Source organism: Streptomyces sp. NBC_00683, from assembly GCF_036226745.1.
In the GTDB taxonomy this organism is placed as follows: domain Bacteria; phylum Actinomycetota; class Actinomycetes; order Streptomycetales; family Streptomycetaceae; genus Streptomyces.
The window spans coordinates 2,887,950-2,913,561 of the sequence record NZ_CP109013.1 but is presented as its reverse complement, the minus strand read 5'-3'; the positions used below and the strand labels follow the sequence as shown (position 1 = coordinate 2,913,561).

Genomic DNA, 25,612 nt, shown 5'->3' with positions numbered 1-25,612 from the left:
GACGAAGGGATCGACAGTGACCCCCACAGTGCCAACCGGCAGGTGCGCAGAGCCGCACCCGGCCCCGTCGAAGGCCAGGTAGACCATGCGCAGAGTCGCCATCACCGGCCTGGGCGTCGTGGCCCCCGGTGGGGTCGGTGTCAAGGAGTACTGGAACCTGCTCACGGCGGGCCGCACCGCCACCCGCAGGATCTCCTTCTACGACCCCTCGCCGTTCCGTTCGCAGGTCGCCGCCGAGTGCGACTTCGACCCCCTGGCCGCCGGACTCTCCCACCAGGAGATCCGCAGACTCGACCGGGCCTCCCAGTTCGCGGTCGTCTCCACCCGGGAGGCCCTGGCCGACAGCGGCCTCGACCTCTCCGCCCTCGACCCGGGCCGCATAGGCACCGCGGTGGGCAGCGCGGTCGGCTGCACCACCAGCCTGGAACGCGAGTACGCCGTCGTCAGCGACGGCGGCCGCAAGTGGAACGTGGACCACGAGTACGCCGTACCCGAGCTGTACCGGCACTTCGTACCCAGCTCCATCGCCGCCGAAGTCGGCCTGGCAGCAGGTGCGGAGGGCCCGGCAGCGGTCGTCTCCACCGGATGCACCTCCGGTCTCGACTCGCTGGGCCACGCGGTGGAACTCATCCGCGAAGGCACCACCGACATCATGATCGCCGGTGCCACCGAGGCGCCGATCTCGCCGATCACCTCGGCCTGCTTCGACGCCATCCACGCCACCACCCCTCGCAACGACACCCCGGAGAGCTCCTGCCGGCCCTTCGACCGGACCCGCAGCGGACTCGTCCTCGGCGAGGGCGCGGCGATCCTGGTCCTGGAGGAGCTGGAGAGCGCGCGGCGGCGCGGCGCGCACATCTACGCCGAGATCGCGGGCTTCGCCTCCCGCTGCAACGCGTACCACATGACCGGTCTCAAGCCGGAGGGCCTCGAAATGGCTGAGGCCATCGACGTCGCCCTGGCCGAGGCCCGCCTCGCACCGGACACCGTCGACTACATCAACGCACACGGCTCGGGCACCAAGATGAACGACCGCCACGAGACGGGCGCGTTCAAGCGCAGCCTCGGGGAGCACGCGTACCGCACCCCGATCAGCTCCATCAAGTCGATGATCGGGCACTCGCTCGGCGCCATCGGCTCTCTGGAGATCGCCGCCTGCGCCCTCGCGATGGAGCACAGCATCCTGCCGCCCACCGCGAACCTCCACGAGCCCGACCCCGAGCTCGACCTCGACTACATACCGCTGACCGCCCGCGAGAAGAAGACCGACGTGGTCCTCAGCGTGGGCAGCGGCTTCGGCGGATTCCAGAGCGCCATGGTGCTGGCCCGCCCGGAGAGGAGCACCTCATGACCACCGCAGTGGTGACCGGCCTGGGCATCACCGCCCCCAACGGCCTGGGAACCGAGGACTACTGGAAGGCCACGCTGGCCGGCGAGTCCGGTCTCGGACCCGTCACCCGCTTCGACGCCACCCAGTACCCCTCCCGGATCGCCGGGGAGGTCAGCGACTACGTCGCCGAGGACCACATCCCCAGCAGGCTGATGCCGCAGACCGACCACATGACGCGCCTCGCGCTGACCGCGGCCGACTGGGCACTGGCCGACGCGGGCATCGACACCACCGAACTGCCGGAGTACGGCATCGGCGTGGTCACCGCCGCGTCCGGCGGAGCCGTGGAGTTCGGCCAGCGGGAACTGCAGAACCTCTGGAGCAAGGGCAAGGAGTACGTCAGCGCCTACCAGTCGTTCGCCTGGTTCTACGCCGTCAACACCGGCCAGATATCCATCCGGCACAAGCTGCGCGGACCCAGCGGCGTGCTGCTCACCGAGCAGGCCGGCGGCATCGACGCCCTCGGCCACGCCCGCCGCCACATCCGCAAGGGCTTCCCGGCCGTCATCTCCGGCGGCATCGACGCGGCCATCTGCCCCTGGGGCTGGGTACCGCAGATCGCCTCCGGCCTGATGAGCACCGTCAACGACCCGGCCCGCGCCTATCTGCCCTTCTCCGAGGAGGCCGGCGGATACGTACCCGGCGAGGGCGGAGCGATCCTCCTCGTCGAGGACGCCGAGTCGGCCCGCGCCCGCGGTGCCGCCACGGTCTACGGGGAGATCGCCGGATACGCGGCGACCCTCGACCCTGCCCCCGGAACGGGCAGACCGCCCGGTTTGCGCAGGGCCGCCGAGAACGCCCTGGCCGACGCCGGGATCACCGCCGCCGACATCGACGTCGTCTTCGCCGACGCCGCCGGCGTACCCGAGCTCGACCGGGCCGAGGCCCAGGCCCTCACCGAGATCTTCGGTGCGAACGGGGTCCCCGTCACCGCACCCAAGACCATGACGGGGCGCCTGCTCGCCGGGGGCGCCGCCCTCGACGCGGCGACCGCACTGCTCGCCCTGCGCGACGGTGTCATCCCGCCCACCGCCAACGTCGGCGCCGCCGCCGCGGGCCACACCATCGACCTGGTGACCGAGGCACGCGAGGCCGGACTGCGCAACGCGCTCGTCCTCGCACGCGGCCACGGCGGCTTCAACGCGGCACTCGTCGTACGCCGCCCGGGCTGAAAAGCCCCACGACCCCCACGCACCACAGGCACCCCCACCAGCGGCACCAGCACCACCGGCACACCCGAACAGCCCATACGCCCAACCGAGAGGACGGCACCGACCATGAGCACCACGACCGCCACAGTGACCCTGGCCGACCTGACCCGCATGCTGCGCGAGAGCGCAGGCGAGGAGGAGGGCATCGACCTCGACGGTGACGTCATCGACACCCCGTTCATGGAGCTCGGCTACGACTCCCTCGCACTGCTCCAGGTCATCGGGCAGATCCAGCGCGAGTACGGCATCGAGATCCCCGACGACGCCGTCGTCGACGCCGAGACCCCCGGTGCCCTCCTCGCCCTCATCAACTCCGGCCAGGCGCCCGCCGCCTGAGCCGGCCCCATACGGCCGCCCCGCCTTCCGTCCCCCCGGGGCGGGGCGGCCGTCACTGCGCCGGAACCACCCGAACCACCGGAATCACCCCTTCATTGCCCCCGTACTGCCCCCTTACGCACCGAATGGGGCCGGAGCCGCGGCCCACGAGGAGGGAACCATGTCGCTCACGAACCGGAGTGCGGTGGTCCGCCGGCTGATCGTCAGCCCAGGCTCCGCGCCCCAGCAGCACGCACGGGCCGTGGCCTCGGCCGCCGGCGTATCGGCGGTGCTGCGCGCCTTCGGCCGTCCTCCCGAGGACCTGCCCGCCCGTACCGTCGTCCTCCTCGGCGCGGCCGCCTTCGAACCGGGCATCAGGCCCGAACACGAGGGCTTCACCGTCCGCACCGCGTCCACCCCCGGCCGCGCGCTGCGCCAGGCCCACCGGGAACTCCACGAGGGAACCGCCGATCTCGCCCTCGTCGCCGGCTTCGGCGAACCCGACCCCCAGACCATCACCGTGTACGCGGTCAAACGCGCCGCCGAAGCGGTGGCGGAGGGCGACGCGGTCCTCGGCGTACTCGACGTCACCGCCCCCGCCGACGAGGACACCGCCCCGGCGCTGCGCCCCATGCACCAGAACCCGCGGGGCACCGACCCCGACCGGCACCGCCTCATCCTCTGGTCGGGCCGGAACGCCGTGGACGAGGAACGGGTGCGCGGCGAACTCCTGCCGATGCTCAGCGGGGTGCACCGCGAGGTCTTCCCCGCCCTCCCGACCACCGTGCCCTGCGGCACCGCCCCCGGCCCGGTACGCGGTGCGGCCGTCACCGTCTCCGCCCTCGCCTCCCGTGCCGTGCACAAGGCCCGCACCACCGACGCCTCACGCCCCCGGCCCATCGCCCTGCTCTTCCCGGGCCAGGGCTCCCAGCACGCCGGGATGGCAGCAGGCCTCTACCGCCGCGAACCCGTCTTCACGGCGGCGGTCGACGCGGCCCTCTCCCACATGGGCGAGGAGGGGCCCCGTATCCGCGCCGACTGGCTCGACCCCGCGCGTGCCTCCATCGACATCGACGACGTACGCAGGGCCCAGCCCCTCCTGTTCGCGATCGACTACGCGCTCGGCCGCCTCGTACTCAGCTGGGGCGTCCGCCCGACGGCCTTCCTCGGCCACAGCGCGGGGGAGCTCGTCGCCGCGACCTTCGCCGGAGTCGTATCCCTGAGCGACGCGGCCCAGATGGTGCAGGCCCGGGTCCGGGAGGCGGTGAAGATACCGGCGGGCGGCATGCTCGCGGTCGCCGCGAGCGAGGAGCAGCTGCTCCCGTACCTGACCGAGGACGTCGGCATCGCGGCCGTCAACGCCAACCAGCAGGTGATGCTGGCGGGTTCGAAGGAACCGCTCATCGAGGTCGCCGCCCGCCTCAAGGCGGACGGCCACACCGTGGTCACGGTGCCCGCGACCAGCCCCTTCCACTCCCCGGCGATGGCTCCCGCCTCCGACGCGGTGGAGATCGCCTACCGAGACATCCCGCTGCGTGAGCCGAAGCTTCCCTTCTACTCCGGCTACACCGGGGCCTTGATGAGCCCCGACGAGGCGCGCAGCCCGCGCTTCTGGGCCCGCCAGATCACCGACACGGTCTACTTCCGCAACGCCCTGGACGAGCTCCTGGCCGCCGACGACGTCCTGCTCGTCGAGGCGGGACCGCGCCAGACACTCACCGCCTTCGCCCGCAGGCACCGCTCGCTGCGACTGGGCGCCGGCGCCGTGACCCCGCTCCTCCCGGCCCGCGCCGGTACGCCCGAGGCCGACCGCCAGTCGGTGCTCACGGCAGCGGCCCGCATCTGGACCGAGGGCCACGACCTGGACCTGAACGCGGTGGCCAGGCTGTGGACCTGGAGCGAGGAGGAGCAGTCCGCGGGCACCGCGGCGCCCCGTATCCACGCAGAGGCGGAGGTACAGCTCGCATGAAGTACGTGAGAAGAGCTCTGCGCGAGATCTACAGCTCGCTGACCGCGGCGGGCTGGATCTGGCTGGGCCTCCCCACCATGGGACCGCCGGTACCGATGGTCGCGACGCGATTGAAGGAACCCCCGGAGGGCCATCCGGAAAGGCTTTGCCCGGACGTACCGCTGACCCGTACGGAAATCGCGCTGCAAAAACAACTCATGGCACCGATCGGGGAGCGGGAGTGAACGAGATTCGCCGTCTGGACCGGGTGATCATTCGCTTCGCGGGTGACTCGGGTGATGGCATGCAATTGACGGGTGACCGGTTCACGTCGGAGACGGCGTCGTTCGGGAACGACCTGTCGACGCTGCCGAACTTCCCCGCCGAGATCCGAGCACCTGCCGGCACATTGCCGGGTGTGTCGTCGTTCCAGCTGCACTTCGCGGACCACGACATCCTGACCCCCGGCGACGCACCGAACGTCCTGGTCGCGATGAACCCCGCCGCACTCAAGGCGAATATGGAGGACGTGCCGCGGGGTGCCGAGATCATCGTGAACACCGATGAATTCACCAAGCGCCCCATGGCGAAGGTCGGTTACGACACCTCCCCGTTGGAGGACGGCTCCCTCGACGGTTACCAGGTCCATCCGGTGCCGTTGACGACGTTGACGATCGAGGCTTTGAAGGAGTTCGGGCTTTCCCGTAAAGAGGCCGAGCGGTCGAAGAATATGTTTGCGCTCGGGTTGTTGTCGTGGATGTACAACCGTCCGACGGAGGGTACGGAGAAGTTTCTCCGGTCGAAGTTCGCGAAGAAGCCGGTCATTGCCGAGGCGAATGTGGCGGCGTTCCGGGCGGGCTGGAATTTCGGTGAGACGACGGAGGACTTCGCTGTCTCTTATGAGGTGGCTCCTGCGACGCAGGCGTTCCCGACAGGTACGTACCGCAATATTTCTGGGAATCTCGCATTGTCGTACGGTTTGATCGCGGCGGGGCGGCTGGCGGATCTGCCGGTGTACCTGGGTTCGTATCCGATCACTCCTGCGTCGGACATCCTGCATGAGCTGTCGCGTCACAAGAACTTCGGTGTGCGGACGTTCCAGGCGGAGGACGAGATCGCGGGGATCGGGGCGGCGCTGGGTGCGGCGTTCGGTGGTTCTCTCGGGGTGACGACGACGTCGGGTCCGGGTGTGGCGCTGAAGTCGGAGACGATCGGGCTGGCGGTGTCTTTGGAGTTGCCGTTGCTGATCATCGACATCCAGCGGGGTGGTCCGTCGACGGGGCTGCCGACGAAGACGGAGCAGGCGGATCTGCTGCAGGCGATGTACGGGCGCAACGGTGAGGCTCCGGTGCCGATCGTGGCTCCCAGGACGCCGGCGGACTGCTTCGACGCGACGCTGGACGCGGTGAGGATCGCGCTGACGTACCGGACTCCGGTGTTCCTGCTGTCGGACGGGTATCTGGCGAACGGTTCGGAGCCGTGGCGGATCCCGGAGATCGACAGTCTTCCGGATCTGCGGACGCAGTTCGCGACGGGCCCGAACCATGAACTGGCCGACGGTACGGAGGTGTTCTGGCCCTACAAGCGGGATCCTGGGACGCTGGCCCGTCCGTGGGCGGTGCCGGGGACGCCGGGTCTGGAGCACCGGATCGGCGGGATCGAGAAGCAGGACGGCACGGGGAACATCTCCTACGACCCGGCCAACCACGACTTCATGGTCCGTACCCGCCAGGCGAAGATCGACGGGATCACGGTGCCGGACCTGGAGGTCGACGATCCGGCGGGGGCCGCCACCCTGGTGCTGGGGTGGGGTTCGACGTACGGGCCGATCACCGCGGCGGTACGGCGGCTGCGGGCGGCCGGCGAGCCGATCGCGCAGGCCCACCTGCGTCACCTCAACCCGTTCCCGAAGAACCTCGGCGAGGTGCTGAAGCGGTACGACAAGGTCGTCGTCCCGGAGATGAACCTCGGCCAGCTCGCCACCCTGATCCGGGCCAAGTACCTGGTCGATGCCCGCAGTTTCACCCAGGTCAACGGAATGCCCTTCAAGGCCGAGCAGCTCGCCACAGCCCTCAAGGAGGCCATCGATGTCCAGTGAGCTCCTGTCGCTCGTCCCGAAGAGCGAAGCTTCCCTGAGCGCCCGTGATTTCAAGTCCGACCAGGAGGTGCGCTGGTGCCCGGGCTGCGGTGACTACGCGGTTCTCGCGGCGGTGCAGGGGTTCATGCCCGAACTCGGGCTGGCGAAGGAGAACATCACCTTCATTTCCGGCATCGGCTGCTCCTCGCGCTTCCCGTACTACATGAACACCTACGGGATGCACTCCATCCACGGCCGCGCCCCCTCCATCGCGACCGGGCTGGCCACCTCACGCCGTGACCTGTCGGTCTGGGTCGTCACCGGCGACGGGGATGCCCTGTCCATCGGCGGGAACCACCTCATCCACGCCCTGCGCCGCAACGTCAACCTCAAGATCCTCCTGTTCAACAACAGGATCTACGGACTGACCAAGGGCCAGTACAGCCCCACCTCCGAAATCGGCAAGATCACCAAGTCCACGCCGATGGGATCCCTCGACGCCCCCTTCAACCCCGTCTCCCTCGCACTGGGCGCCGAGGCGTCCTTCGTCGCCCGCACCGTCGACTCCGACCGCAAGCACCTCACCAGCGTGCTGCGCGCGGCGGCCGACCACCCGGGCACCGCGCTCGTGGAGATCTACCAGAACTGCAACATCTTCAACGACGGCGCCTTCGACGCCCTCAAGGACAAGGACCGGGCCGAGGAAGCCGTCATCCGCCTCGAACACGGCCGGCCCATCCGCTTCGGCGCCGAAGGCCACAAGGGCGTCGTCCGCGACCCGGTCACCGGCGACCTCGAAGTGGTCGCGGTCACCGAGGACAACCAGTCCCGCATCCTCGTCCACGACGCCCACAACCCCAGCTCCACCACGGCCTTCGCCCTGTCCCGCCTCGCCGACGCCGACACCCTCCACCACACCCCCATCGGTGTCCTGCGCAGCGTCGAGCGACCCGTCTACGACACCCTCATGTCCGACCAGCTCGACACCGCCGTCGAACAACACGGCAAGGGTGAACTGGACACGCTCCTCGCCGGCAAGGACACCTGGACCGTCGTGGGCTGACCCGCTTCTCCGTATCGTGGGCCTCGGCGGCCTGTCGGCCTCCTCGAACTGAGAGGCCCACGGCGTGCACCCGCTCACCGACGACCCGATGACCGCCGCGATGGCCGAGATCCCCGGCGGCACCGTCGACCTGCGTGACGACCGCCGGGGCACCCGCTGGCAGGCGGAGATCGCGCCCTTCCTGCTCGGCCGGTACCCGGTCACCACCCGACAGCACGGAGCCGTCACCGGAACGGACCCCGCCCCCGCCGTGAGCAGTGCCGCGCCCGTCACGAACATCAGCTGGCTCGACGCCGTCGAGGTGTGCAACCTGATGTCGGTGCGGGCCGGGCTGGCCCAGGCCTACTCCCATGACGTACGGAGCGGGGAAGTGACCTGGGACCGGACGGCCGACGGCTACCGCCTGCCGACCGAGGCCGAGTGGCAGTACGCCTGCAAGGCGGGGACCACCGGTTACCGCTACGGCGAGATCGACGAGATCGCCTGGTACGACGCCAACTCCGAGGGCCGCGCCCACGACGTCGGCGGCAGGACGCCCAACGCGTGGGGGCTGCACGACATGCTGGGCAACGTCTGGGAGTGGTGCTGGGATCTCTACGACGAGGAGGTCTACGGCGCGTACCGCATCTTCCGCGGCGGCGGCTGGGCCGAGTCGGAGCGCGGCTGCGGCGCCACGGTGCGCCGCCGCAGCCACCCCACGTTCACCATCGACGACCTCGGCTTCCGACTGGCCCGCGGCGCGGCCTGAGGTCCGGTGGGCCGGAGTGCCGCGTTACGCGGTGGGGTCCATCAGCGCGGAAGCCGCGAGGAAGTAGCCGACGACGAGGGCGCTCTGCAGGACGAGCACGCCCCAGGGGTGAGCGTGCCACCAGGCGAGGCGGACACGGGGAAAGGCGCTCCTCAGCTCCTTGAGCGACGAGGCGGCGGATGCCGACACCGGTACGTTCCGCAGACGTCGCGTGAGCCGTTCCACGTCGGCCTGCTGCCAGGGCCGCAGGTCGAGCACGTACGGGCGCGTCACCGCCGAGGTGATGACCACACGCCCCGGCGTCGGGGTGAGGGGCCCGGCGCCGAAGGTGATGGGATGCAGACCGGTCAGGAACTCCACGGGGACGGAGTAGAGAGCCGCACCGAAGGCGTTGTCGACCCGGAGTTCGTCCCCGATGACCGAGATCTGCGCCAGCGAGGAGCGCAGCGCCATCATCACGAGGGTCGCCACCAGGGGCAGGACGATCAGCACGAGCATCGGAACGAGCCAGCCGATGCCGAACTCACCGATCGTCAGGGCTCCGAGCGAGCACAGAGCAGGAACACCGATCACGCCGTAGAGCGCCAACCGCCTGCGGTAGAGCGCGTTGTCCGGCCGCACCACTATGCGCGCGCCTGCTCCCGCCATGACATCCCCCCTGGATTCACCCGGCCCACCGCGTCATCATGACCCCGATCCCCACCCGATGACAGAGGGCGGCGCACCGGGCGGCGCGAAAAACCGTACGGACGATCGACACCCGGTGAGGTACGTTCCTCTGGTCCGAAGGGGGGCGAAGTGGCGAAGCTCAACCAGATCATCGCCGTGGAAAAGGGTGTCAAGAGCAAGTCGCTCCAGGACATCACCGCGGCACACCACAAGGTGCAGAAGCCCGTACAGCTGGCCGGTATCTCGCGTACGTACCAGCCGAAGGACGAGGAGGGCGAGCAGCTGCCGCCCGAGTCCACGCGCGTACAGGTCAAGACCGAGGACGTGCTGCGTGAGATCTCCGCGTCCCTGACCCGGCTGTTCGACGTGACCGCCACCAAGGACTGGGCCAACTGCGCAGCCCGCGCCGACGTCACCGTCGACGGACGGACGATCGTCCGCGAAGTACCGGTCAGCTACCTGCTCTTCCTGGAGAAGCAGCTCACCGACCTGCACACCTTCGTGAAGAAGCTCCCCGTGCTCGACGCCTCCGAGTCCTGGTCGCTCGACCCGTCGACGGACTGGTGGAAGACCGACCCGGTCCGCACGATCCGGACGAAGAAGGTCCCGCGCAACCACGTCAAGGCCGAGGCGACCGAGAAGCACCCGGCGCAGGTCGACGTGTACTACGAGGACGTGCCGATCGGGTACTGGACGACCGTGAAGTTCTCCGGTTCGCTTCCGGCGAAGCGGGTGAACGAGCTGCTGGAGCGGGTCGAGAAGCTGCAGCACGCGGTCAAGTTCGCCCGCGAGGAGGCCAACAGCGCCGAGGTCACCGACCAGCGGGTCGGCGACGCGGTGTTCGGCTACCTGTTCGGCTAGCACCGGACGCAGGTAGCATCCACAATCGCCCCCGCGCACTGTCGTGGGGGTGCGCACCATCACGCGGCCGGTTGAGGTCCGGTCCGTGTGACGAGCGCAGACTGAAACTGACGTTCAGCCTGAAGACGCGGCAAAGGTGAAGGTTCGAGTCCTTCCCCCGGCACCACTGGCCGGGGTGGCCCAACATGGCAGAGGCAACCGCGATCACACTCAGACTCTCGCTCAAGCTTCAGTATTGCCACCGACTGCCAGATCGACCGGGTACGGACGAACACCGTTGAATGCTGGTTCGAATCCGGCCTGCACCTCTTCTTGGCGCGGTAGTTCAATGGAAGAACGCGACGGTCTGACGACTGATCCGCACTCTTAAACGGCGCTGGCAAGCGCAATTGGGTGGCATCCCCAGGGGCCCGGGAGCTGGATACGACTCCCGGGCTCCGCCACGTCCGGCGGGGTGTGGTGTTCCGGCCAGTTCCGGCCACAACAGGTGCGGGCCCGTGCATGTACTCGATGTATTCCGAGTTGCCCGGCGTACAGGCACGGTCCTCCGACCGTATCCGCCTGCAGGGCCATGCGACGCGGTGGGCGGTAGGGGCGACGAGATCAGGAGGACCGTGCCTGACCTCCGTCATCCGCCGCCGCCGGCTACGGAGTCTTGCTCGAAGGAGGGGGCGTCACGGACGGTTCGATGGTCGACCGGACGTAGATCCGCGTGGTGCCTGGTGCGAACTCGTGGGCGAAGAGATCGACGCAGCGTTGGAGGTACTTGCCCTCCGGGGTCGCGAGGTCGTCCGGGCACAGGCTGGACTTCCGCAGGCCCTGGACCAACGTCTCCGGTTCGGGCAGTCCGAGATGCCTGAAGGCGGCCGCAGGGCGGTACCCCTTTTCCTTGGGGTGGGAGTTCCCGATCATCTTCGTGCCGGTCTGGATGAGTCGCCCGGTGTACGTCTCCGCTTCCTCGCTCGGGAGGACGAAGGACAGCAGACCGGTGTCGTAGCGCTGCCCGGTCTTGTACCCCGCACGACGGTCCGATGCCGCGTCGGGAATCCGGATGCCGAGCTGGCCGCTCATCCAGGTAGGCGTGGCCCCGTCCTCCCAGCAGCAGGTCATCTCCTGGTCCGACAGGTCCGATGAGACTTCGTCGGCGGCGCAGGAAACCAGGCCGATCGCGGCGGCCACGCAGGCCAGGAGTACCGACACGACGACGACTGCGACCGGCATGCGACGGCGGCGTACGGGCGGCTCGCCCGAAGTGATCTTGATGGAGCTGTTCATCGGTCCTCTACCGCGCTTCCTGCTGCTCACGGCCCGGGTCGGTGCGGTCGCCCTCGCGCCCGGGCTCATCCGGTGCGGGCAGGGGGTCCTGGTTCGGAGCGGATCCGCCCAGATCGAAGTGCTTGACCGAGCTGCTTCCCGCCATGTCGAATTCCTGGGCGATACCCGTGGTGTGCAGGCGGGCCATCAGGCGGTCCGGGACGGCATCCCCAGGGGCCCGGGAGCTGGATACGACTCCCGGGCTCCGCCACGTCCGGCGGGGTGTGGGGTGTGGCTCTACGCTCTGCGCAGCCGGGCGATGATCCCGTCCAGGTCTCGTTGGAACAGGTCGGGGCGCACGAAGTGCCCGCCGGGTACCTCGTGCCACTCGTGCGGGATGCCGGCTGCGCCGAGGCCGGCCCGGAACTCACGCTGGCCCGCGAGCACTTGCGTCTCGTTGACCGTGTCGAACCAGTTGACCGGGTCGGGACTGGTGCCGGCGACCAGGAAGACCCGCTTGTTCCGGTAGCTCTCGATGCGCTGCACGGGATTGTCGGCGGTGACCCTCGCCTCGTCCCAGAGCGGAGCCCCGTAGACGGTGCCCCCACCCAGTTCCACGGCTGCGGAGGAGGCGTTGGCCCAGTGGGTGACCAGGCCGAAGTCGCGGCGCAGGCTGGCCGGTCCGGAGTGGGCGCTCACCGAGGCGAAGTGGCCGTAGTACTTGGCGGCGTACTTCAGCGCTCCGAAGCCGCCCATCGAGAAGCCTGAGACGGCTCGGCCGTTGTACTCGGCGTACGTCCGGAAGTTGGCGTCGATCCACGGGAGCAGCTGGGCGATGTGGAAGGTCTCCCAGTTGCGGGGGCCGGTGTTGGAGCTGACCGGGTTGGAGTACCAGCCCGCGTGGCCACCGTCGGGCATCACGACGATGACCGGCTTTCCGGCGGTCCAGGCGCGGATGCCCATGCGGTCGAACGTGATGAAGTCCTGGTCGGTGCCCCCGCCGTGGAAGAGGTAGAGGACCGGATAGGAGCGTCCGCCGGTGTGGTAGCCGTCGGGGAGCAGGACGTTGACGCCCGGATCCCAGCCGATCGCGTCTGTCGCGAAGCGGTAGTACCACATACGGGCATCGCTCTCGTTGCGGTCCACGATGCGTAACCCGAAGCCGTCGCCCGCAGCAGTGGCCGCCGATGCCGACGCCAGGACGCTCCCTGCGCCGAGGGCTGTCGCCGTGGTGAGTCCGGCGACGGCCTTGATGACGCTTCTGCGGGTGGGGCGGTGCGTACTCAACATGATCTCCTGGGGGGAAGCGGAACGGGCCGAGTCACGCGGAGTACCCCTTCGGCGGGATCAGCGTGGCGAGCTGGTCGAAGGAGATCCAGTAGATCTGGTTGCCGCTGAAGGAAGCGGGGTCGGCGATGAGGACGGTGCGGTCCACCTCGTCGTAGCCGAAGACCGTGAAGTAGTGGTAGATCGTCTGGTCCGACGGGTACCCGGGCGGCTGGTTGCCCGGCGGGGCGACGATGTTGGCCACCAGCGGATAGTTGCGGTCGATGTCGAACACGATGTCGTACCAGAGCAGGTCCCGCTGTCCCTGGGTGGGCGGATCGTTCGGCATCTCCTTGGTCTCGTACCAGCCCCCGCCCAGGTTCGCGTTGAGGACGCGCGTCACCTGGCCGATGTGGTCGGTGCCCGCCTGGGTGGTGCCGAGCTGCCAGGCGAGATCGCCCTGGCTCGGCGGGGCGGTCCGGGCGGAGAGCGCGATGCGGGTGGCGGCCGGACCGCACCAGTAGCCGGTCTCCTGGACCTGGTAGTCGATCTGGAGCCAGTGCGCGCTCCGGGTGCGCCCGGAGTCGACCTTGAGCCGGCTGCCCGGCTCGTTGAACCCGCTGACGACGGCCGTACCGGCCTTCGAACCGTGGGCGAGTACGGACACCTGAGGGACGGACGGTGCGGGCGACGCGTGTGCCATGCCGGGCTGCAGGAGAGCTCCGACGGCGACGGCTGCGATCGCTGCGGACACAAGTCTCTTACGCATGAAGGCTCCTGGGGGGACGGGCCCTTGCGGGAAGTGGCGATGTGGGGGAATTCCCGGTTCGTGTGCGAGAGCGGGGACCAGCGTGATTCCTGACCCGCTGCGGGCGCAAGCGTCGAAAGTTCAGGCTTACCGGGGGACTTGGGCGCCCCGGCGGACAGCCTCAGGGCCTCGGCCCGCCCCGCTCCTCGGTGGCGAGCAGGGCGCGGCCTTCCGCGGTCGCGACGTGGAAGGACCGGCCGGCCCTGCGGACCGTGGTGATCAGACCGGCCGCACGCAGCACGTTCACGTGCTGGCTGACGGCGGGGTGGGTCACCTGCAGGAGGCGGGCGGCCTCGCCGGTGGAACAGCCGGTGCGGGCCGCGCGCAGAATGCCGGCACGGGTGTGCCCCAGCAGCGGCCCCAGGGGGCCGGAGCCTTGAGAGGGGCGGGCATCGGGAGCGGGCTCGGCCCAGTCGGCGGCGTGGTGGATGGGGTACACGAGAACGGGTGGCAGTTCACCGTCCGCCAGGGTGGTCGGCGTGGGCCAGCAGAAGAACGACGGCTGCAGCACGAGGCCCCGCCCGCCCAGATGAAGCTGCTGATCCACCGGGTACGTGACCTCCAGCACGGGCGCCCGCCAGCGGATGTGCGGACCCAGGCCGGCCAGCAGCCCCTCGGTGCCCCGGTCGAGGAGGCTGTCCAGCCGGACCGCACGGTCGGCCTCGATGTGTGCGCGGACACGCGGCCAGTACGGTGCGAGCGCCTCCAGCTGATAGGTGTGCAGGGCATCGCCCAGACGGCGGAGGGCATCGCTGTCGCCCGAGGCCAGGGAGCTGACCCAGCCGGGCACGTGCGGCGAGGACGCCAGATGCGCCAGATCGGTGCGCAGCCGTGGGTGCGGAGTGCTCATCAGGGTGTCGAGGGACGCCTGCAAGGTGGTGCGGTCGCCCGACGTGGGGGTGAGGAAGTCGGGGGAGTAGCCGCGGGGCGGCAGCAGGCCGGCCAGCAGTGTGCGGCTGCCGGAGAGCCTCGGCCGCGCCCAGTGGCGCCACGCGCCGAACACGCTCTCGCCGTCGCGGCGCTGCAGGGTCTGCACGCTGTTGCTGATCTCCCAGAGGAAGTCAGGTCCTGGGGCCACCCGAACCCGCGCCAGGTCCTCGGATGTGAAGTACACCCGCAACATGGTCCCTCCAGCGAGAGATGAAGGTGCGCCGATGCCGACCGCGGGCACGTCCGGCGGGTCAACAAGCTTGTGTGCGACTGGAGTTCGTGAACCGTCGCCGCACCCCGCCGGGTGCCTCCGGGCAGCGTACCCTCGCGCGATCGCCGCGTGGCCCGGGGCGGGGGAGTGACCGTCCGCACGTGACGTCCGCCATGTTCGGCTCCGGCCCGGGCAGGGTCAGACCGGTCGGCCCGGCCAGCGTGCCCAGCGCAGGGACCCGGCCTCCTCGGGGGGCAGGAGGCCCGTGGCGACCAGCGCCGCCCGGCCTGCCTGCCGACCCGCGATCCGGTAGCCGTACTCGGACGAGTCGACCTCGCTGAACGAGCCTTCCGTGATCAGGACCGCCGCCGTCACCCCGTCCAGCCCTTCCAGCAGCCCCGCCCGCAGGGCAGGCAGGTACTCCGCGGGCAGCTGCCTCTCCGGGGCCACGCTGACGAGCTCGAACTCACCACCCGGGCCGGGCGGTTCGAAGTGCGCCACGACGTGCGCGTACGGCCCGCAGGCGCCGATGCTCATGAGCACGCGGACGCAGACGTCGGGTACGGGGGAGGGGAGGCAGGTCATCGGCACGCACCGTGCCGATTACGCGACGCCGTCCCGCCACACGGGGTTGTGGTGGCCCGAGGAGTCGGACTTGTAGATGTACATCCGGATGGGGGTCCCCTCGGGCAGGTCGAGGTACTTCCACGGGGTGCAGTAGGGCGCGTAGTTCCCCTTGGTGGTGGCCGAGGAGTCGAAGTCGCCGTCCCGGCCTATGTCGATACGGACGTAGATGGCGTAGCCGTCGGACTTGATGTCGCAAGCCTGGAACGAGTCGCCCAGGAGGTCGCCGGACGGATCCTGCTGCCACTCGCCGTACCCGCCGCCCTCGTAGGCGCCGTAGGTCCAGGCGCTCGCGGGGCTGGACATCGCGAAGGTGAGACCCAGTGAGGCGAGCATGACAGCTACGGCCTTGGTCTTGCGCAGACGCATGTGAGTCCTTCGAGGGAGGCGGCAACGCCCCGTGCCGGGGCGGCGATCCGGCGAGCTGCCGTGATCACCGAGCAGCCTAGTGCGCCACTCACCGCTCACTCGCGATCAATGGAGGACAACGACAAAGAGCCGGACCCAGTGAGACTGGGTCCGGCTCTTGAAGTCTGGCACTTCGCCTGCTCAGCGAGTTGATCGCTGTGCTCCTACGGAAGTGCCCCCGGCAGGATTCGAACCTGCGCACCCGGCTCCGGAGGCCGATGCTCTATCCCCTGAGCTACGGGGGCGATATCGCTGCACTTGGCGGCGACGAGTGAAACCCTACCAGCTTCGGCGGGGTGTCCGGGAACAGGTATTTCCGCGTCGGCGCACCGGTTCGTCGCCGGTCGGCCGAGGGCTCGGCGGACGGGACACCGAGACCGTGCGCGGCCTCCCGGGGGCCGTGCGCCGAATCCGGGCCGTGGGGCGCCTGGCCACCCCTCCGGGGCCGGAAGTGGCCAAAACCCGGACGCAGCCCCTCCGGCGGACCTACTCTCGAAGGGTGTCAGGGGCGTACGGCCGCGTGCTTGTTGTGGACGACAACAAGGTCATCCGGCAGCTGATCAGGGTCAATCTCGAGCTGGAGGGCTTCGAGGTCGTGACCGCGGCCGATGGTGTCGAGTGTCTGGATCTGGTCCACCGGGTCTGCCCGGATGTGATCACGCTCGATGTGGTGATGCCCCGACTCGACGGAATCCAGACCGCTGTCCGGCTGCGCGCCGATCCGCGGACACGCGACCTGCCCGTCGCCGTTGTCAGTGCCTGCACGCCGTACGAGGTGGACTCGGGGGTGGCCGCCGGGATCGACGCCTTCCTGGCGAAGCCGTTCGAGCCGAGCGAGCTGGTGCGGATCGTCCACCGCCTGATGCGCAGGAAGGACTCGCCGTCGGTCGACGGCAGACACGGTGCCGGGAGGGCCGGGAGCACGGCCGGATGACGGCATGACCGACCGCCGTCCGCCCGCATACCGGGCCGCACGGGTGACCGGATGGCGAAACGGGGTCGCGAAGTGCCCCCCTCCCTCCCATACGCTTGTCCCGTGACCCCCACAGATCTCTCCCGAACCGTGCTGCGCGCTGTGCGCCGCGCGGTCGACGAGGACGTCCTGCACGCGCCCGTGCCCGCGCGCGTGCGGGTGGAGCGGACACGACCCGGCGGCAGCGGCGACTACGCCTGCGCCGTCGCCCTCCAGCTGGCCGGTCCCGCCGCGCTCCCGGCCCGGGAGGTCGCGAGCATCCTGCGCGACCGGGTGGCGGCGGCGCCCGGCATCGGGCGGGTCGAGATCACCGGGCCCGGTTTCCTGAACTTCACGCTCGACGCGTCCGCCGACACGGCCGCCCGCGCCGCGCTCGTACGCGACGTACGGGAGCAGGGCCTCCGGTACGGACGGTGCACCACGGACGCCGGGCGGCTCCACCGGCTCCACCACGCGCCCGAGGTCCGGGCCGCGGTCCACGCCCAGGTGGTCGGGCGCCTCCTGCGGACGCAGGGCGGCCAGGTGCTCATCGGCTGCACCGGAGCGGCCGACCCCGGGTGGGAGCGGCTGGGCGTCGTGGCCGGCCCCCGTCAGGGGCCGGAGGAGAGCATCGAGATCCGTCCCGTGCCCGCCCGCGCCACCGCCACCGAGCTCCTGGCGCGCCTGGGGCGGGACGCCGCGCTGTGGGGCCTGCTGCGGCCCGCGGCCCATGACCACGCCCCGCTGGGCGACGAGCTCCTCGTCCAGGGCGAGGCCAACGCGCTCTTCCTGGTCCGCTACGCCCACGCGCGCGCCCGCGCATTCACAAGGAGCGCGGAGCAGCTCGGGTTCGCCGGCGCGTACGACGAGGACGTGGACGCACCCGCGCTGCACGCCGCGCTCGCCGACCATGTCGGCGTACTCGCCTCCGCCGCCCGCCACCACGCTCCCGACCGGCTCGCCCGGCACCTGGAGACGGTGGCGCGCGCCTTCTTCGACCTCCACGACACGAACCCGCCGCTCCCCGTCGGCGACGAGAAACCCTCGGCCGCCCACCGCTCCCGGCTGGCTCTTGCCGAAGCCGCCGGGACGGTGCTGGCAGGCGGCCTGTTCCTGCTCGGCATCAGCGCGCCCGAACACCTCTGAGACCTGAGAGAACAGAACGATGAGCCGATCCGCACACCCCGCCGGGCCCCGTCACGCAGACGTCTACACCGAGGGCCACTACAGCGCCCCCGCGACCGACCTGAACGTGCTGGACGAGAAGGTCTGGGCCCGCACCGTCACCCGCGACACGGACGGCGCGCTCACCGTCGGCGGGATCGAAGTCGCCCGGCTGGCCGAGGAGTTCGGCACCCCGGCCTACTTCCTCGACGAGAGCGACTTCCGGGCGCGCTGCCGCGCCTGGGCCGATGCCTTCGGGCCGGACGCCGATGTGTTCTACGCCGGGAAGGCCTTCCTGTCGCGCGCCGTCGTGCGCTGGCTCCAGGAAGAGGGACTGAACCTCGACGTGTGCTCCGGCGGCGAGCTCGTCACCGCGCTGGACGCCGGCATGCCCGCCGAGCGCATCGCCTTCCACGGCAACAACAAGACCGTCGCCGAGATCGAGCGGGCCATCGAGGCCGGTGTCGGGCGGATCGTGCTCGACTCCTTCCAGGAGATCGTCCGCGTCTCGCACATCGCCCAGCAGCTCGGAAAGCGTCAGCGCGTACAGATCCGTGTGACGGTCGGCGTCGAGGCCCACACCCACGAGTTCATCGCGACGGCGCACGAGGACCAGAAGTTCGGTATCGCGCTGGCCGACGGACAGGCCGCCGAGGCGGTGCGCAGGGCGCTCACCCTCGACGGGCTCGAACTCATCGGCATCCACTCGCACATCGGCTCGCAGATCTTCGACATGGCCGGCTTCGAGGTCTCCGCGCGGCGCGTGGTGCAGCTGCTCGCCGAGATCCGCGACGAGCACGGCGTCGAGCTCCCCGAGATCGACCTCGGCGGCGGCCTCGGTATCGCGTACACCTCCGAGGACGACCCCCGCGAGCCGCACGAGATCGCCAAGGCGCTCAGGGACATCGTGACCCGCGAGTGCGAGTCGGCGAAGCTGCGGACCCCGCGCATCTCCGTCGAGCCGGGGCGCGCCATCGTCGGACCCACCGCGTTCACGCTGTACGAGGTCGGCACCATCAAGCCCCTCGAGGGCCTGCGTACGTACGTCAGTGTCGACGGCGGCATGTCGGACAACATCCGCACCGCGCTGTACGACGCCGAGTACAGCGTCTCCCTCGTCTCGCGCAGCTCCGACGCCGAGCCCATGCTCGTGCGCGTCGTCGGCAAGCACTGCGAGAGCGGCGACATCGTGGTCAAGGACGCCTTCCTGCCCTCGGACCTGGCCCCCGGCGACCTGATCGCCGTGCCGGCCACCGGGGCGTACTGCCGCTCCATGGCGAGCAACTACAACCACGCCCTGCGGCCTCCGGTCGTCGCCGTGCGCGACGGCCGGGCGCGGGTGATCGTCCGGCGCGAGACGGAGGAAGATCTTCTGCGTCTCGATGTCGGCTGATGAAATAAGGGTCTCAGGATCCGGACGGGTGACAGAAACTCCCGTCCGGTGAGTGAGACTGTTCCACACATCTGAAGTATGAGAAACGAGGTCGGATGATGCGTACGCGTCCGCTGAAGGTGGCGCTGCTGGGCTGTGGAGTGGTCGGCTCAGAGGTGGCTCGCATCATGACGACGCACGCCGACGACCTCGCCGCGCGCATCGGTGTGCCCGTCGAGCTCGCGGGTGTCGCCGTGCGCCGTCCCTCCAAGGTGCGGGAGGGCATCGACCCCGCGCTGATCACCACCGATGCGACCGCCCTGGTCAAACGGGGTGACATCGACGTCGTCGTCGAGGTCATCGGGGGCATCGAGCCCGCCAGGTCGCTCATCACGACCGCCTTCGAGCACGGTGCGAGCGTGGTCTCCGCCAACAAGGCACTGCTCGCCGAGGACGGCGCCGCCCTGCACGCCACCGCCGGGAAGTACGGCCGGGACCTCTACTACGAGGCCGCCGTGGCCGGTGCCATTCCGCTCGTACGTCCGCTGCGCGAGTCGCTCGCCGGGGACAAGGTCAACCGGGTGCTCGGCATCGTCAACGGCACGACCAACTTCATCCTCGACAAGATGGACACGAGCGGAGCGGGCTACTCCGAGGCGCTCGACGAGGCCACCGCGCTCGGCTACGCCGAGGCCGACCCGACCGCGGACGTCGAGGGCTTCGACGCCGCGGCGAAGGCCGCGATCCTCGCGGGCATCGCCTTCCACACCCGGGTGAGGATCGGCGAGGTGCACCGCGAGGGCATCACCGAGGTCACCGCCGCCGACATCGCCTCCGCCCGCCGCATGGGCTGCACCGTCAAGCTCCTCGCCATCTGCGAGCGCGCCGCCGACGGCAGGTCCGTCACCGCCCGCGTGCACCCCGCGATGATCCCGCTCAGCCACCCGCTGGCCTCCGTCCGCGAGGCGTACAACGCGGTCTTCGTCGAGGCCGAGGCGGCCGGGCAGCTGATGTTCTACGGTCCCGGCGCCGGTGGCGCCCCGACCGCGTCCGCGGTCCTCGGCGACCTGGTCGCCGTCTGCCGCAACAAGATCGGCGAGACCACCGGCCCCGGTGAGTCCGCGTACACGCGTCTGCCGGTCAGCCCCATGGGCGAGGTCGTCACGCGGTACCACATCAGTCTCGACGTGGCCGACAAGCCGGGCGTACTCGCCCAGGTGGCAACGGTCTTCGCCGAACAGGGCGTATCCATCGATACGGTCCGCCAGCAGAGCCGACAGGACGGAGACGGCGAGGCATCCCTCGTCGTCGTCACCCACCGCGCGCCCGACGCAGCCCTCTCCGGGACCGTCGAAGCGCTGCGCAAGCTGGACACCGTGCGCGGTGTCGCCAGCATCATGCGTGTTGAAGGGGAGTAAGGACCCATGACCAGCAAGGGCACCCACCAGTGGCGCGGCATCATCGAGGAGTACCGGGACCGTCTTCCGGTCACGAGCACGACGCCGGTCGTCACGCTCCGTGAGGGTGGCACGCCGCTCGTTCCGGCGCAGGTCCTCTCCGAGCGCACGGGCTGCGAGGTGCACCTCAAGGTCGAGGGCGCCAACCCCACGGGGTCGTTCAAGGACCGCGGCATGACGATGGCGATCACCCGGGCCAAGGAGGAGGGCGCGCAGGCCGTCATCTGCGCCTCCACCGGAAACACCTCCGCGTCCGCCGCCGCGTACGCGGTGCGGGCCGGCATGGTCTGCGCCGTACTCGTACCGCAGGGCAAGATCGCGCTCGGCAAGATGGGGCAGGCCCTCGTCCACGGCGCGAAGATCCTCCAGGTCGACGGCAACTTCGACGACTGCCTGACCCTGGCCCGCAGCCTCTCGGACAACTACCCGGTGGCGCTGGTCAATTCGGTCAACCCGGTCCGGATCGAGGGCCAGAAGACCGCCGCGTTCGAGATCGTCGACGCGCTCGGCGACGCCCCCGACATCCATGTCCTGCCGGTCGGCAACGCGGGCAACATCACGGCCTACTGGAAGGGCTACAAGGAGTACGCGGGGGACGGGCTGTCCACGCACACCCCCCGTATGTGGGGCTTCCAGGCATCCGGCTCCGCGCCCATCGTGCGCGGCGAGATCGTCAAGGACCCGGCGACCATCGCCACCGCGATCCGGATCGGAAACCCGGCCTCCTGGCAGTTCGCCCTGGACGCGCGGGACGAATCGGGCGGTTTCATCGATGAGGTGACGGACCGGCAGATTCTCTCCGCGTACCGTCTGTTGGCCTCCCAGGAGGGTGTTTTCGTCGAGCCCGCGTCGGCCGCCTCCGTGGCCGGTCTGCTCAAGGCCGCCGAAGAGGGCAAGGTCGACCCGGGCCAGAAGATCGTCTGCACCGTCACGGGCAACGGCCTCAAGGACCCCGACTGGGCCGTCGCGGGCGCTCCGCAGCCGGTCACGGTCCCCGTGGACGCGGTCACCGCCGCCCAGAAGCTGGGCCTGGTGTAACCAGTACTTTTCGCAGCTCAGCCGCCCTTTTCGGGCGGAGAGCGCATAGGAGGCGTGCGACACGCATCGTGCGCCTCCTGTGCGCCCTATGTCGCCACAGAACCTTCCTTCGATAAGCTGTAGTCAACCCGCCCCGCGCATGCGCCGCGGTGCAGTCGCCGTAGTGGCTGCCGGGTACCCCCATTCCGGCACTCCGGCGCCCCACGCACGCCGAGGTCCCCGCCCGCATCACCCCGCACGACATCCCCGCCGCCGTACAGGAAGAGTCGTCCAACCGATGGCCGGTCCCGCGTTCCGAGCTGCCGCCGTCCGGGTGCGCGTCCCCGCAACCAGCGCCAACCTCGGCCCCGGTTTCGACGCCCTGGGCCTCTCGCTGGGGCTCTACGACGACGTCGTCGTCCGGGTCGCCGACTCCGGGCTGCACATCGACATCGCGGGTGAGGGCGCCGAGACGCTGCCCCGCGACGAGAGCCACCTGCTCGTACGCTCCCTGCGCACGGCCTTCGACCTGCTCGGCGGACAGCCCCGCGGCCTCGAGATCGTCTGCGCCAACCGCATCCCGCACGGCAGGGGCATGGGCTCCTCGTCCGCCGCGATCTGCGCCGGCATCGTCGCCGCGCGTGCCGTGACGACGGGCGGCGACGCCCGCCTCGACGACGCGGCCCTGCTGGAGCTGGCCACCGAGATCGAAGGGCACCCCGACAACGTCGCGGCCTGCCTCCTCGGCGGTTTCACGCTCGCGTGGATGGACGGCGGAGCGGCCCGGGCCATCAGGATGGATCCTGCGGATTCCGTCGTTCCGGTGGTTTTCGTCCCGGCCACGCCCGTGCTCACCGAGACGGCACGCGGTCTGCTGCCGCGCACGGTTCCGCACGTGGACGCCGCTGCCAACGCCGGTCGTGCGGCCCTCCTCGTAGAGGCCCTGACCAGGCGACCCGAGCTGCTGCTCGCGGCCACCGAGGACCGGATCCACCAGGAGTACCGGGCCCCCGCGATGCCGCAGAGCGTGGAACTTGTGAACCGGCTGCGCGCCGACGGCGTCCCTGCTGTCATCTCCGGAGCGGGGCCGACCGTGCTCGCTCTGACGGAGGAAGGCTCGGCCGACAAGGTCACCCGGCTGGCGGGTGAGGGATGGGCCGCGAACCGGCTCGCGCTCGACACCACGGGCGCGAGCGTGCTGCCGCTCGCCGGGTAATCGCACGTGATTGCCGGTGCATGAGAGGGGGAATGTTTGTTGGAGCCGGTAGTGTTAACCTCAAGTCAGCAATCGACGTCTTTGTGGCGCGTTGCTTCGTGTCCCCCTTCGGGACCACCACTCTTCCGGGAGCCTCCCCGACTGCCTGAGCAGCCTGCCTGAGCAGTTTCGAGCACGCTCCGGAACCGGCACGACACCCTCTTGCTCATCCAGGAGTGGGCCGAGCAGGGGGATCTCGAGCCGGAACCCCGCACATTCATCTCTCCGCCGTACCCGGCGGACCACCGCCCCGGCAAGGTCCGCGATCGAAAAGATCAACAGACCGTAGTCGGACAGCACAACCGGTCGCCGAGCCAGAAGGCCGACGTCCGCTCCAGGGAAGGACCCTTCGTGAGCGACACCACCGATCTGATGGGCGTGACTGCCGACAAGAGCGTCGACAGCTCTGCGCCCGCCGAAGGTGCTGCCACTGGCACCACCGCACGGCGCCGCCGCTCCGGCACCGGCCTCGAGGGCATGGTCCTGGCCGAGCTGCAGCAGGTCGCGTCCGGCCTCGGCATCAGGGGAACTGCGCGGATGCGCAAGAGCCAGCTGATCGAGGTCATCAAGGAGGCGCAGGCCGGGAGCTCCTCCGCACCCAAGACTGCCTCCAAGGCTGCTGCCGCCCCCGCCGGTACGGACGCCGAGAGCAAGCCCAAGCGGCGTGCCACGTCCAAGTCGCGTACGGGTGACGAGTCCGCCGCCGCGGCCGAGAAGCCCGCGGCCCAGCAGCAGATCGACATCCCCGGTCAGCCGGCCAGCGACGACCAGCCCACGGGCGAGCGTCGTCGTCGCCGGGCGACCGCGCAGGCGGGCAGCCCCGACACCAAGGGCGACGTCAAGGCCGAGGCCAGGACGGAGCCGCAGGCCGAGTCGAAGACCGAGGGCCGTCAGGACCGCGGCGACGAGCGCGGCGAGGCTAAGGGTGACGCGAAGGCCGAGTCCGCCGCCGACACCGCCGAGGGCCGCCGCGGAGACCGCCAGGACCGCGGCCAGCGCGGTGAGCGTGGCGAGCGCGGTGACCGCCGTGACCGTCAGCGCGACCGGCGCGGCAAGGGCGACGACCAGGGCCAGCAGGGCGGCGGCCAGCGCCGTCAGGGTCAGGGCCAGAGCCAGGGTCAGGGTGGTCAGGGCCAGAGCCAGGGCCAGAGCCAGGGCCAGCAGGGCGGCGGCGGTCAGCAGGACGACGCCTACGACGACGAGGGCGGCCGGCGTGGCCGTCGGGGCCGTTACCGCGACCGCCGTGGCCGTCGTGGCCGCGACGACTTCGCGACCGACGTCCAGGTGGCCGACGACGACGTCCTGATCCCCGTCGCGGGCATCCTGGACATCCTCGACAACTACGCGTTCATCCGGACCTCCGGCTACCTGCCGGGCCCGAACGACGTGTACGTCTCGCTCGCCCAGGTCCGTAAGAACGGCCTGCGCAAGGGTGACCACGTCACCGGTGCGGTGCGCCAGCCCAAGGACGGCGAGCGCCGCGAGAAGTTCAACGCGCTGGTCCGCCTCGACTCGGTGAACGGCATGGCGCCGGAGACCGGCCGCGGCCGTCCCGAGTTCCAGAAGCTGACCCCGCTGTACCCGCAGGACAGGCTCCGTCTGGAGACCGACTCCAACATCCTGACCACCCGGATCATCGACCTGGTCGCCCCGATCGGCAAGGGCCAGCGAGGCCTGATCGTGGCCCCGCCGAAGACCGGTAAGACCATGATCCTGCAGGCGATCGCCAACGCGATCACGGTCAACAGCCCCGAGTGCCACCTGATGGTCGTCCTGGTCGACGAGCGTCCGGAAGAGGTCACCGACATGCAGCGGTCGGTGAAGGGCGAGGTCATCTCCTCGACCTTCGACCGTCCCGCCGAGGACCACACCACGGTCGCCGAGCTGGCCATCGAGCGCGCGAAGCGCCTCGTGGAGCTGGGTCACGACGTGGTCGTCCTGCTGGACTCGATCACCCGTCTGGGCCGTGCGTACAACCTGGCCGCACCGGCCTCGGGCCGCATCCTGTCCGGTGGTGTCGACTCGACCGCGCTGTACCCGCCGAAGCGCTTCTTCGGTGCCGCGCGGAACATCGAGGACGGCGGCTCGCTGACGATCCTGGCCACCGCGCTCGTCGAGACCGGCTCGCGCATGGACGAGGTGATCTTCGAGGAGTTCAAGGGCACCGGCAACATGGAGCTCAAGCTCGACCGGAAGCTCTCGGACAAGCGCATCTTCCCGGCGGTGGACGTGGACGCGTCCAGCACCCGTAAGGAAGAGATCCTGCTCGGCAGCGACGAGCTCGCGGTTGTCTGGAAGCTGCGCCGGGTGCTGCACGCACTCGACCAGCAGCAGGCGATCGAGCTGCTCCTGGACCGCATGAAGAAGACGCAGTCCAACGCGGAGTTCCTGCTCCAGATCCAGAAGACGACGCCGGGTAACGGCAACGACTGACGTCGCATCAGGAGTCACCCAGAACTGCCCTCGTCACACCGGTGACGAGGGCAGTTCTGCGTTGTAGGATCAGCAGGCTGTATGTGGGGGGGAACGTATTTTCGATACGCCCACTGTGTGGTGTTCCAGTGGGCGTCTTTCTCTCTCCTTCGAGTGCAACTACCCGGCGCCGTACTCGC

Annotated in this window: 24 protein-coding genes and 1 tRNA gene; 16 read left to right on the top strand and 9 right to left on the bottom strand. The window is 70.0% G+C overall.

All coding sequences use genetic code 11. The features are described from left to right. The first annotated feature begins 85 nt into the window (after window positions 1–85). The 8 genes from OG257_RS12690 to OG257_RS12655 all read left to right on the top strand — a co-directional run bounded on the left by OG257_RS12690 (window position 86) and on the right by OG257_RS12655 (window position 8,752). Entirely contained in the window at window positions 86–1,351 is a 1,266-nt protein-coding gene (locus OG257_RS12690; protein ID WP_329207372.1) for a beta-ketoacyl-[acyl-carrier-protein] synthase family protein, read from the top strand. Continuing rightward, window positions 1,348–2,562: a ketosynthase chain-length factor gene (locus OG257_RS12685; RefSeq protein WP_329207368.1), complete on the top strand. Its 1,215-nt coding sequence runs from the start codon at window positions 1,348–1,350 to the stop codon at window positions 2,560–2,562. Before OG257_RS12690 ends, OG257_RS12685 begins: the two co-directional genes overlap by 4 nt. A 105-nt stretch (window positions 2,563–2,667) precedes the next feature. Next, window positions 2,668–2,937, top strand: a complete 270-nt coding sequence (locus OG257_RS12680) for an acyl carrier protein (protein WP_329207366.1) — start codon at window positions 2,668–2,670, stop codon at window positions 2,935–2,937. A 160-nt stretch (window positions 2,938–3,097) separates the two neighbouring features. Continuing rightward, a complete protein-coding gene (locus OG257_RS12675) occupies window positions 3,098–4,885 on the top strand; it encodes an acyltransferase domain-containing protein (protein WP_329207364.1) in 1,788 nt (595 codons plus the stop codon). Further along, window positions 4,882–5,109 (top strand): DUF6059 family protein, encoded by a 228-nt coding sequence (locus OG257_RS12670; protein WP_329207363.1) that lies wholly within the window; start codon window positions 4,882–4,884, stop codon window positions 5,107–5,109. Before OG257_RS12675 ends, OG257_RS12670 begins: the two co-directional genes overlap by 4 nt. Then, entirely contained in the window at window positions 5,031–6,962 is a 1,932-nt protein-coding gene (locus OG257_RS12665) for a 2-oxoacid:acceptor oxidoreductase subunit alpha (protein WP_443054375.1), read from the top strand. Before OG257_RS12670 ends, OG257_RS12665 begins: the two co-directional genes overlap by 79 nt. After that, complete coding sequence (locus tag OG257_RS12660; RefSeq protein WP_329207360.1) at window positions 6,952–8,004, top strand: 2-oxoacid:ferredoxin oxidoreductase subunit beta; 1,053 nt, start codon at window positions 6,952–6,954, stop codon at window positions 8,002–8,004. Before OG257_RS12665 ends, OG257_RS12660 begins: the two co-directional genes overlap by 11 nt. A 100-nt stretch (window positions 8,005–8,104) precedes the next feature. After that, on the top strand, window positions 8,105–8,752 hold the full coding sequence (locus OG257_RS12655) for a formylglycine-generating enzyme family protein (RefSeq protein ID WP_329215051.1): 648 nt from the start codon (window positions 8,105–8,107) through the stop codon (window positions 8,750–8,752). Between the two features lie 24 nt (window positions 8,753–8,776). On the opposite strand, the gene OG257_RS12650 is transcribed toward OG257_RS12655, so the two are convergent. Continuing rightward, on the bottom strand, window positions 8,777–9,400 hold the full coding sequence (locus OG257_RS12650) for a hypothetical protein (protein ID WP_329207359.1): 624 nt from the start codon (window positions 9,398–9,400) through the stop codon (window positions 8,777–8,779). Window positions 9,401–9,550: 150 nt separating this feature from the next. On the opposite strand from OG257_RS12650, the gene OG257_RS12645 reads away from it, so the two are divergent. After that, window positions 9,551–10,282 (top strand): DUF7873 family protein, encoded by a 732-nt coding sequence (locus OG257_RS12645; RefSeq protein WP_329207357.1) that lies wholly within the window; start codon window positions 9,551–9,553, stop codon window positions 10,280–10,282. Window positions 10,283–10,927: 645 nt separating this feature from the next. Here OG257_RS12645 and OG257_RS12640 read toward each other — a convergent pair. The 8 genes from OG257_RS12640 to OG257_RS12605 all read right to left on the bottom strand — a co-directional run bounded on the left by OG257_RS12640 (window position 10,928) and on the right by OG257_RS12605 (window position 16,028). After that, the gene (locus OG257_RS12640; RefSeq protein ID WP_329207355.1) at window positions 10,928–11,557 is read right to left on the bottom strand and encodes a hypothetical protein; all 630 of its coding nucleotides are present in this window, start codon (window positions 11,555–11,557) and stop codon (window positions 10,928–10,930) included. 7 nt (window positions 11,558–11,564) lie between these two features. Continuing rightward, window positions 11,565–11,744, bottom strand: coding sequence for a hypothetical protein (locus OG257_RS12635; protein WP_443054374.1), 180 nt, complete (start codon window positions 11,742–11,744; stop codon window positions 11,565–11,567). Between the two features lie 89 nt (window positions 11,745–11,833). Then, entirely contained in the window at window positions 11,834–12,823 is a 990-nt protein-coding gene (locus tag OG257_RS12630; RefSeq protein ID WP_329207353.1) for an alpha/beta hydrolase, read from the bottom strand. A gap of 34 nt (window positions 12,824–12,857) precedes the next feature. Beyond that, on the bottom strand, window positions 12,858–13,571 hold the full coding sequence (locus tag OG257_RS12625; RefSeq protein ID WP_329207351.1) for a C39 family peptidase: 714 nt from the start codon (window positions 13,569–13,571) through the stop codon (window positions 12,858–12,860). Window positions 13,572–13,731: 160 nt separating this feature from the next. Beyond that, window positions 13,732–14,733, bottom strand: coding sequence for an ArsR/SmtB family transcription factor (locus OG257_RS12620; protein WP_329207350.1), 1,002 nt, complete (start codon window positions 14,731–14,733; stop codon window positions 13,732–13,734). Between the two features lie 216 nt (window positions 14,734–14,949). Then, a complete protein-coding gene (locus OG257_RS12615; RefSeq protein ID WP_329207349.1) occupies window positions 14,950–15,336 on the bottom strand; it encodes a hypothetical protein in 387 nt (128 codons plus the stop codon). An 18-nt stretch (window positions 15,337–15,354) separates the two neighbouring features. Continuing rightward, window positions 15,355–15,744 carry a hypothetical protein gene (locus OG257_RS12610; RefSeq protein WP_329207348.1) on the bottom strand — a complete coding sequence of 130 codons (390 nt, stop codon included), beginning with the start codon at window positions 15,742–15,744 and terminating at the stop codon, window positions 15,355–15,357. 212 nt (window positions 15,745–15,956) lie between these two features. Then, window positions 15,957–16,028 (bottom strand) — tRNA-Arg (locus OG257_RS12605). A gap of 206 nt (window positions 16,029–16,234) precedes the next feature. Here OG257_RS12605 and OG257_RS12600 point away from each other — a divergent pair. The 7 genes from OG257_RS12600 to rho all read left to right on the top strand — a co-directional run bounded on the left by OG257_RS12600 (window position 16,235) and on the right by rho (window position 25,433). Further along, window positions 16,235–16,717, top strand: coding sequence for a response regulator (locus OG257_RS12600; protein ID WP_329207346.1), 483 nt, complete (start codon window positions 16,235–16,237; stop codon window positions 16,715–16,717). A 102-nt stretch (window positions 16,718–16,819) separates the two neighbouring features. After that, window positions 16,820–17,881, top strand: a complete 1,062-nt coding sequence (nrtL, locus tag OG257_RS12595; RefSeq protein WP_329207344.1) for an ArgS-related anticodon-binding protein NrtL — start codon at window positions 16,820–16,822, stop codon at window positions 17,879–17,881. A 19-nt stretch (window positions 17,882–17,900) separates the two neighbouring features. Then, window positions 17,901–19,292 carry a diaminopimelate decarboxylase gene (lysA, locus tag OG257_RS12590; protein ID WP_329207342.1) on the top strand — a complete coding sequence of 464 codons (1,392 nt, stop codon included), beginning with the start codon at window positions 17,901–17,903 and terminating at the stop codon, window positions 19,290–19,292. Window positions 19,293–19,387: 95 nt separating this feature from the next. Then, entirely contained in the window at window positions 19,388–20,689 is a 1,302-nt protein-coding gene (locus OG257_RS12585; RefSeq protein ID WP_329207340.1) for a homoserine dehydrogenase, read from the top strand. Window positions 20,690–20,695: 6 nt separating this feature from the next. Then, complete coding sequence (gene thrC, locus OG257_RS12580; RefSeq protein ID WP_329207338.1) at window positions 20,696–21,766, top strand: threonine synthase; 1,071 nt, start codon at window positions 20,696–20,698, stop codon at window positions 21,764–21,766. 277 nt (window positions 21,767–22,043) lie between these two features. After that, a complete protein-coding gene (thrB, locus tag OG257_RS12575; RefSeq protein WP_329207336.1) occupies window positions 22,044–22,961 on the top strand; it encodes a homoserine kinase in 918 nt (305 codons plus the stop codon). Between the two features lie 390 nt (window positions 22,962–23,351). Further along, a complete protein-coding gene (gene rho, locus OG257_RS12570; RefSeq protein ID WP_329207334.1) occupies window positions 23,352–25,433 on the top strand; it encodes a transcription termination factor Rho in 2,082 nt (693 codons plus the stop codon). Window positions 25,434–25,612: the final 179 nt, after the last annotated feature.

Excerpts from the sequence above, each read along its gene's own strand:
- OG257_RS12690 (WP_329207372.1), top strand. The coding sequence starts at position 86 with ATGCGCAGAGTCGCCATCACCGGCCTGGGCGTCGTGGCCCCCGGTGGG.
- OG257_RS12685 (WP_329207368.1), top strand. The coding sequence starts at position 1,348 with ATGACCACCGCAGTGGTGACCGGCCTGGGCATCACCGCCCCCAACGGC.
- OG257_RS12680 (WP_329207366.1), top strand. The coding sequence starts at position 2,668 with ATGAGCACCACGACCGCCACAGTGACCCTGGCCGACCTGACCCGCATG.
- OG257_RS12675 (WP_329207364.1), top strand. The coding sequence starts at position 3,098 with ATGTCGCTCACGAACCGGAGTGCGGTGGTCCGCCGGCTGATCGTCAGC.
- OG257_RS12670 (WP_329207363.1), top strand. The coding sequence starts at position 4,882 with ATGAAGTACGTGAGAAGAGCTCTGCGCGAGATCTACAGCTCGCTGACC.
- OG257_RS12660 (WP_329207360.1), top strand. The coding sequence starts at position 6,952 with ATGTCCAGTGAGCTCCTGTCGCTCGTCCCGAAGAGCGAAGCTTCCCTG.
- OG257_RS12655 (WP_329215051.1), top strand. The coding sequence starts at position 8,105 with ATGGCCGAGATCCCCGGCGGCACCGTCGACCTGCGTGACGACCGCCGG.
- OG257_RS12650 (WP_329207359.1), bottom strand. The coding sequence starts at position 9,400 with ATGGCGGGAGCAGGCGCGCGCATAGTGGTGCGGCCGGACAACGCGCTC.
- OG257_RS12640 (WP_329207355.1), bottom strand. The coding sequence starts at position 11,557 with ATGAACAGCTCCATCAAGATCACTTCGGGCGAGCCGCCCGTACGCCGC.
- OG257_RS12635 (WP_443054374.1), bottom strand. The coding sequence starts at position 11,744 with ATGGCCCGCCTGCACACCACGGGTATCGCCCAGGAATTCGACATGGCG.
- OG257_RS12625 (WP_329207351.1), bottom strand. The coding sequence starts at position 13,571 with ATGCGTAAGAGACTTGTGTCCGCAGCGATCGCAGCCGTCGCCGTCGGA.
- OG257_RS12620 (WP_329207350.1), bottom strand. The coding sequence starts at position 14,733 with ATGTTGCGGGTGTACTTCACATCCGAGGACCTGGCGCGGGTTCGGGTG.
- OG257_RS12615 (WP_329207349.1), bottom strand. The coding sequence starts at position 15,336 with ATGACCTGCCTCCCCTCCCCCGTACCCGACGTCTGCGTCCGCGTGCTC.
- OG257_RS12610 (WP_329207348.1), bottom strand. The coding sequence starts at position 15,744 with ATGCGTCTGCGCAAGACCAAGGCCGTAGCTGTCATGCTCGCCTCACTG.
- lysA (WP_329207342.1), top strand. The coding sequence starts at position 17,901 with ATGAGCCGATCCGCACACCCCGCCGGGCCCCGTCACGCAGACGTCTAC.
- OG257_RS12585 (WP_329207340.1), top strand. The coding sequence starts at position 19,388 with ATGATGCGTACGCGTCCGCTGAAGGTGGCGCTGCTGGGCTGTGGAGTG.
- thrC (WP_329207338.1), top strand. The coding sequence starts at position 20,696 with ATGACCAGCAAGGGCACCCACCAGTGGCGCGGCATCATCGAGGAGTAC.
- thrB (WP_329207336.1), top strand. The coding sequence starts at position 22,044 with ATGGCCGGTCCCGCGTTCCGAGCTGCCGCCGTCCGGGTGCGCGTCCCC.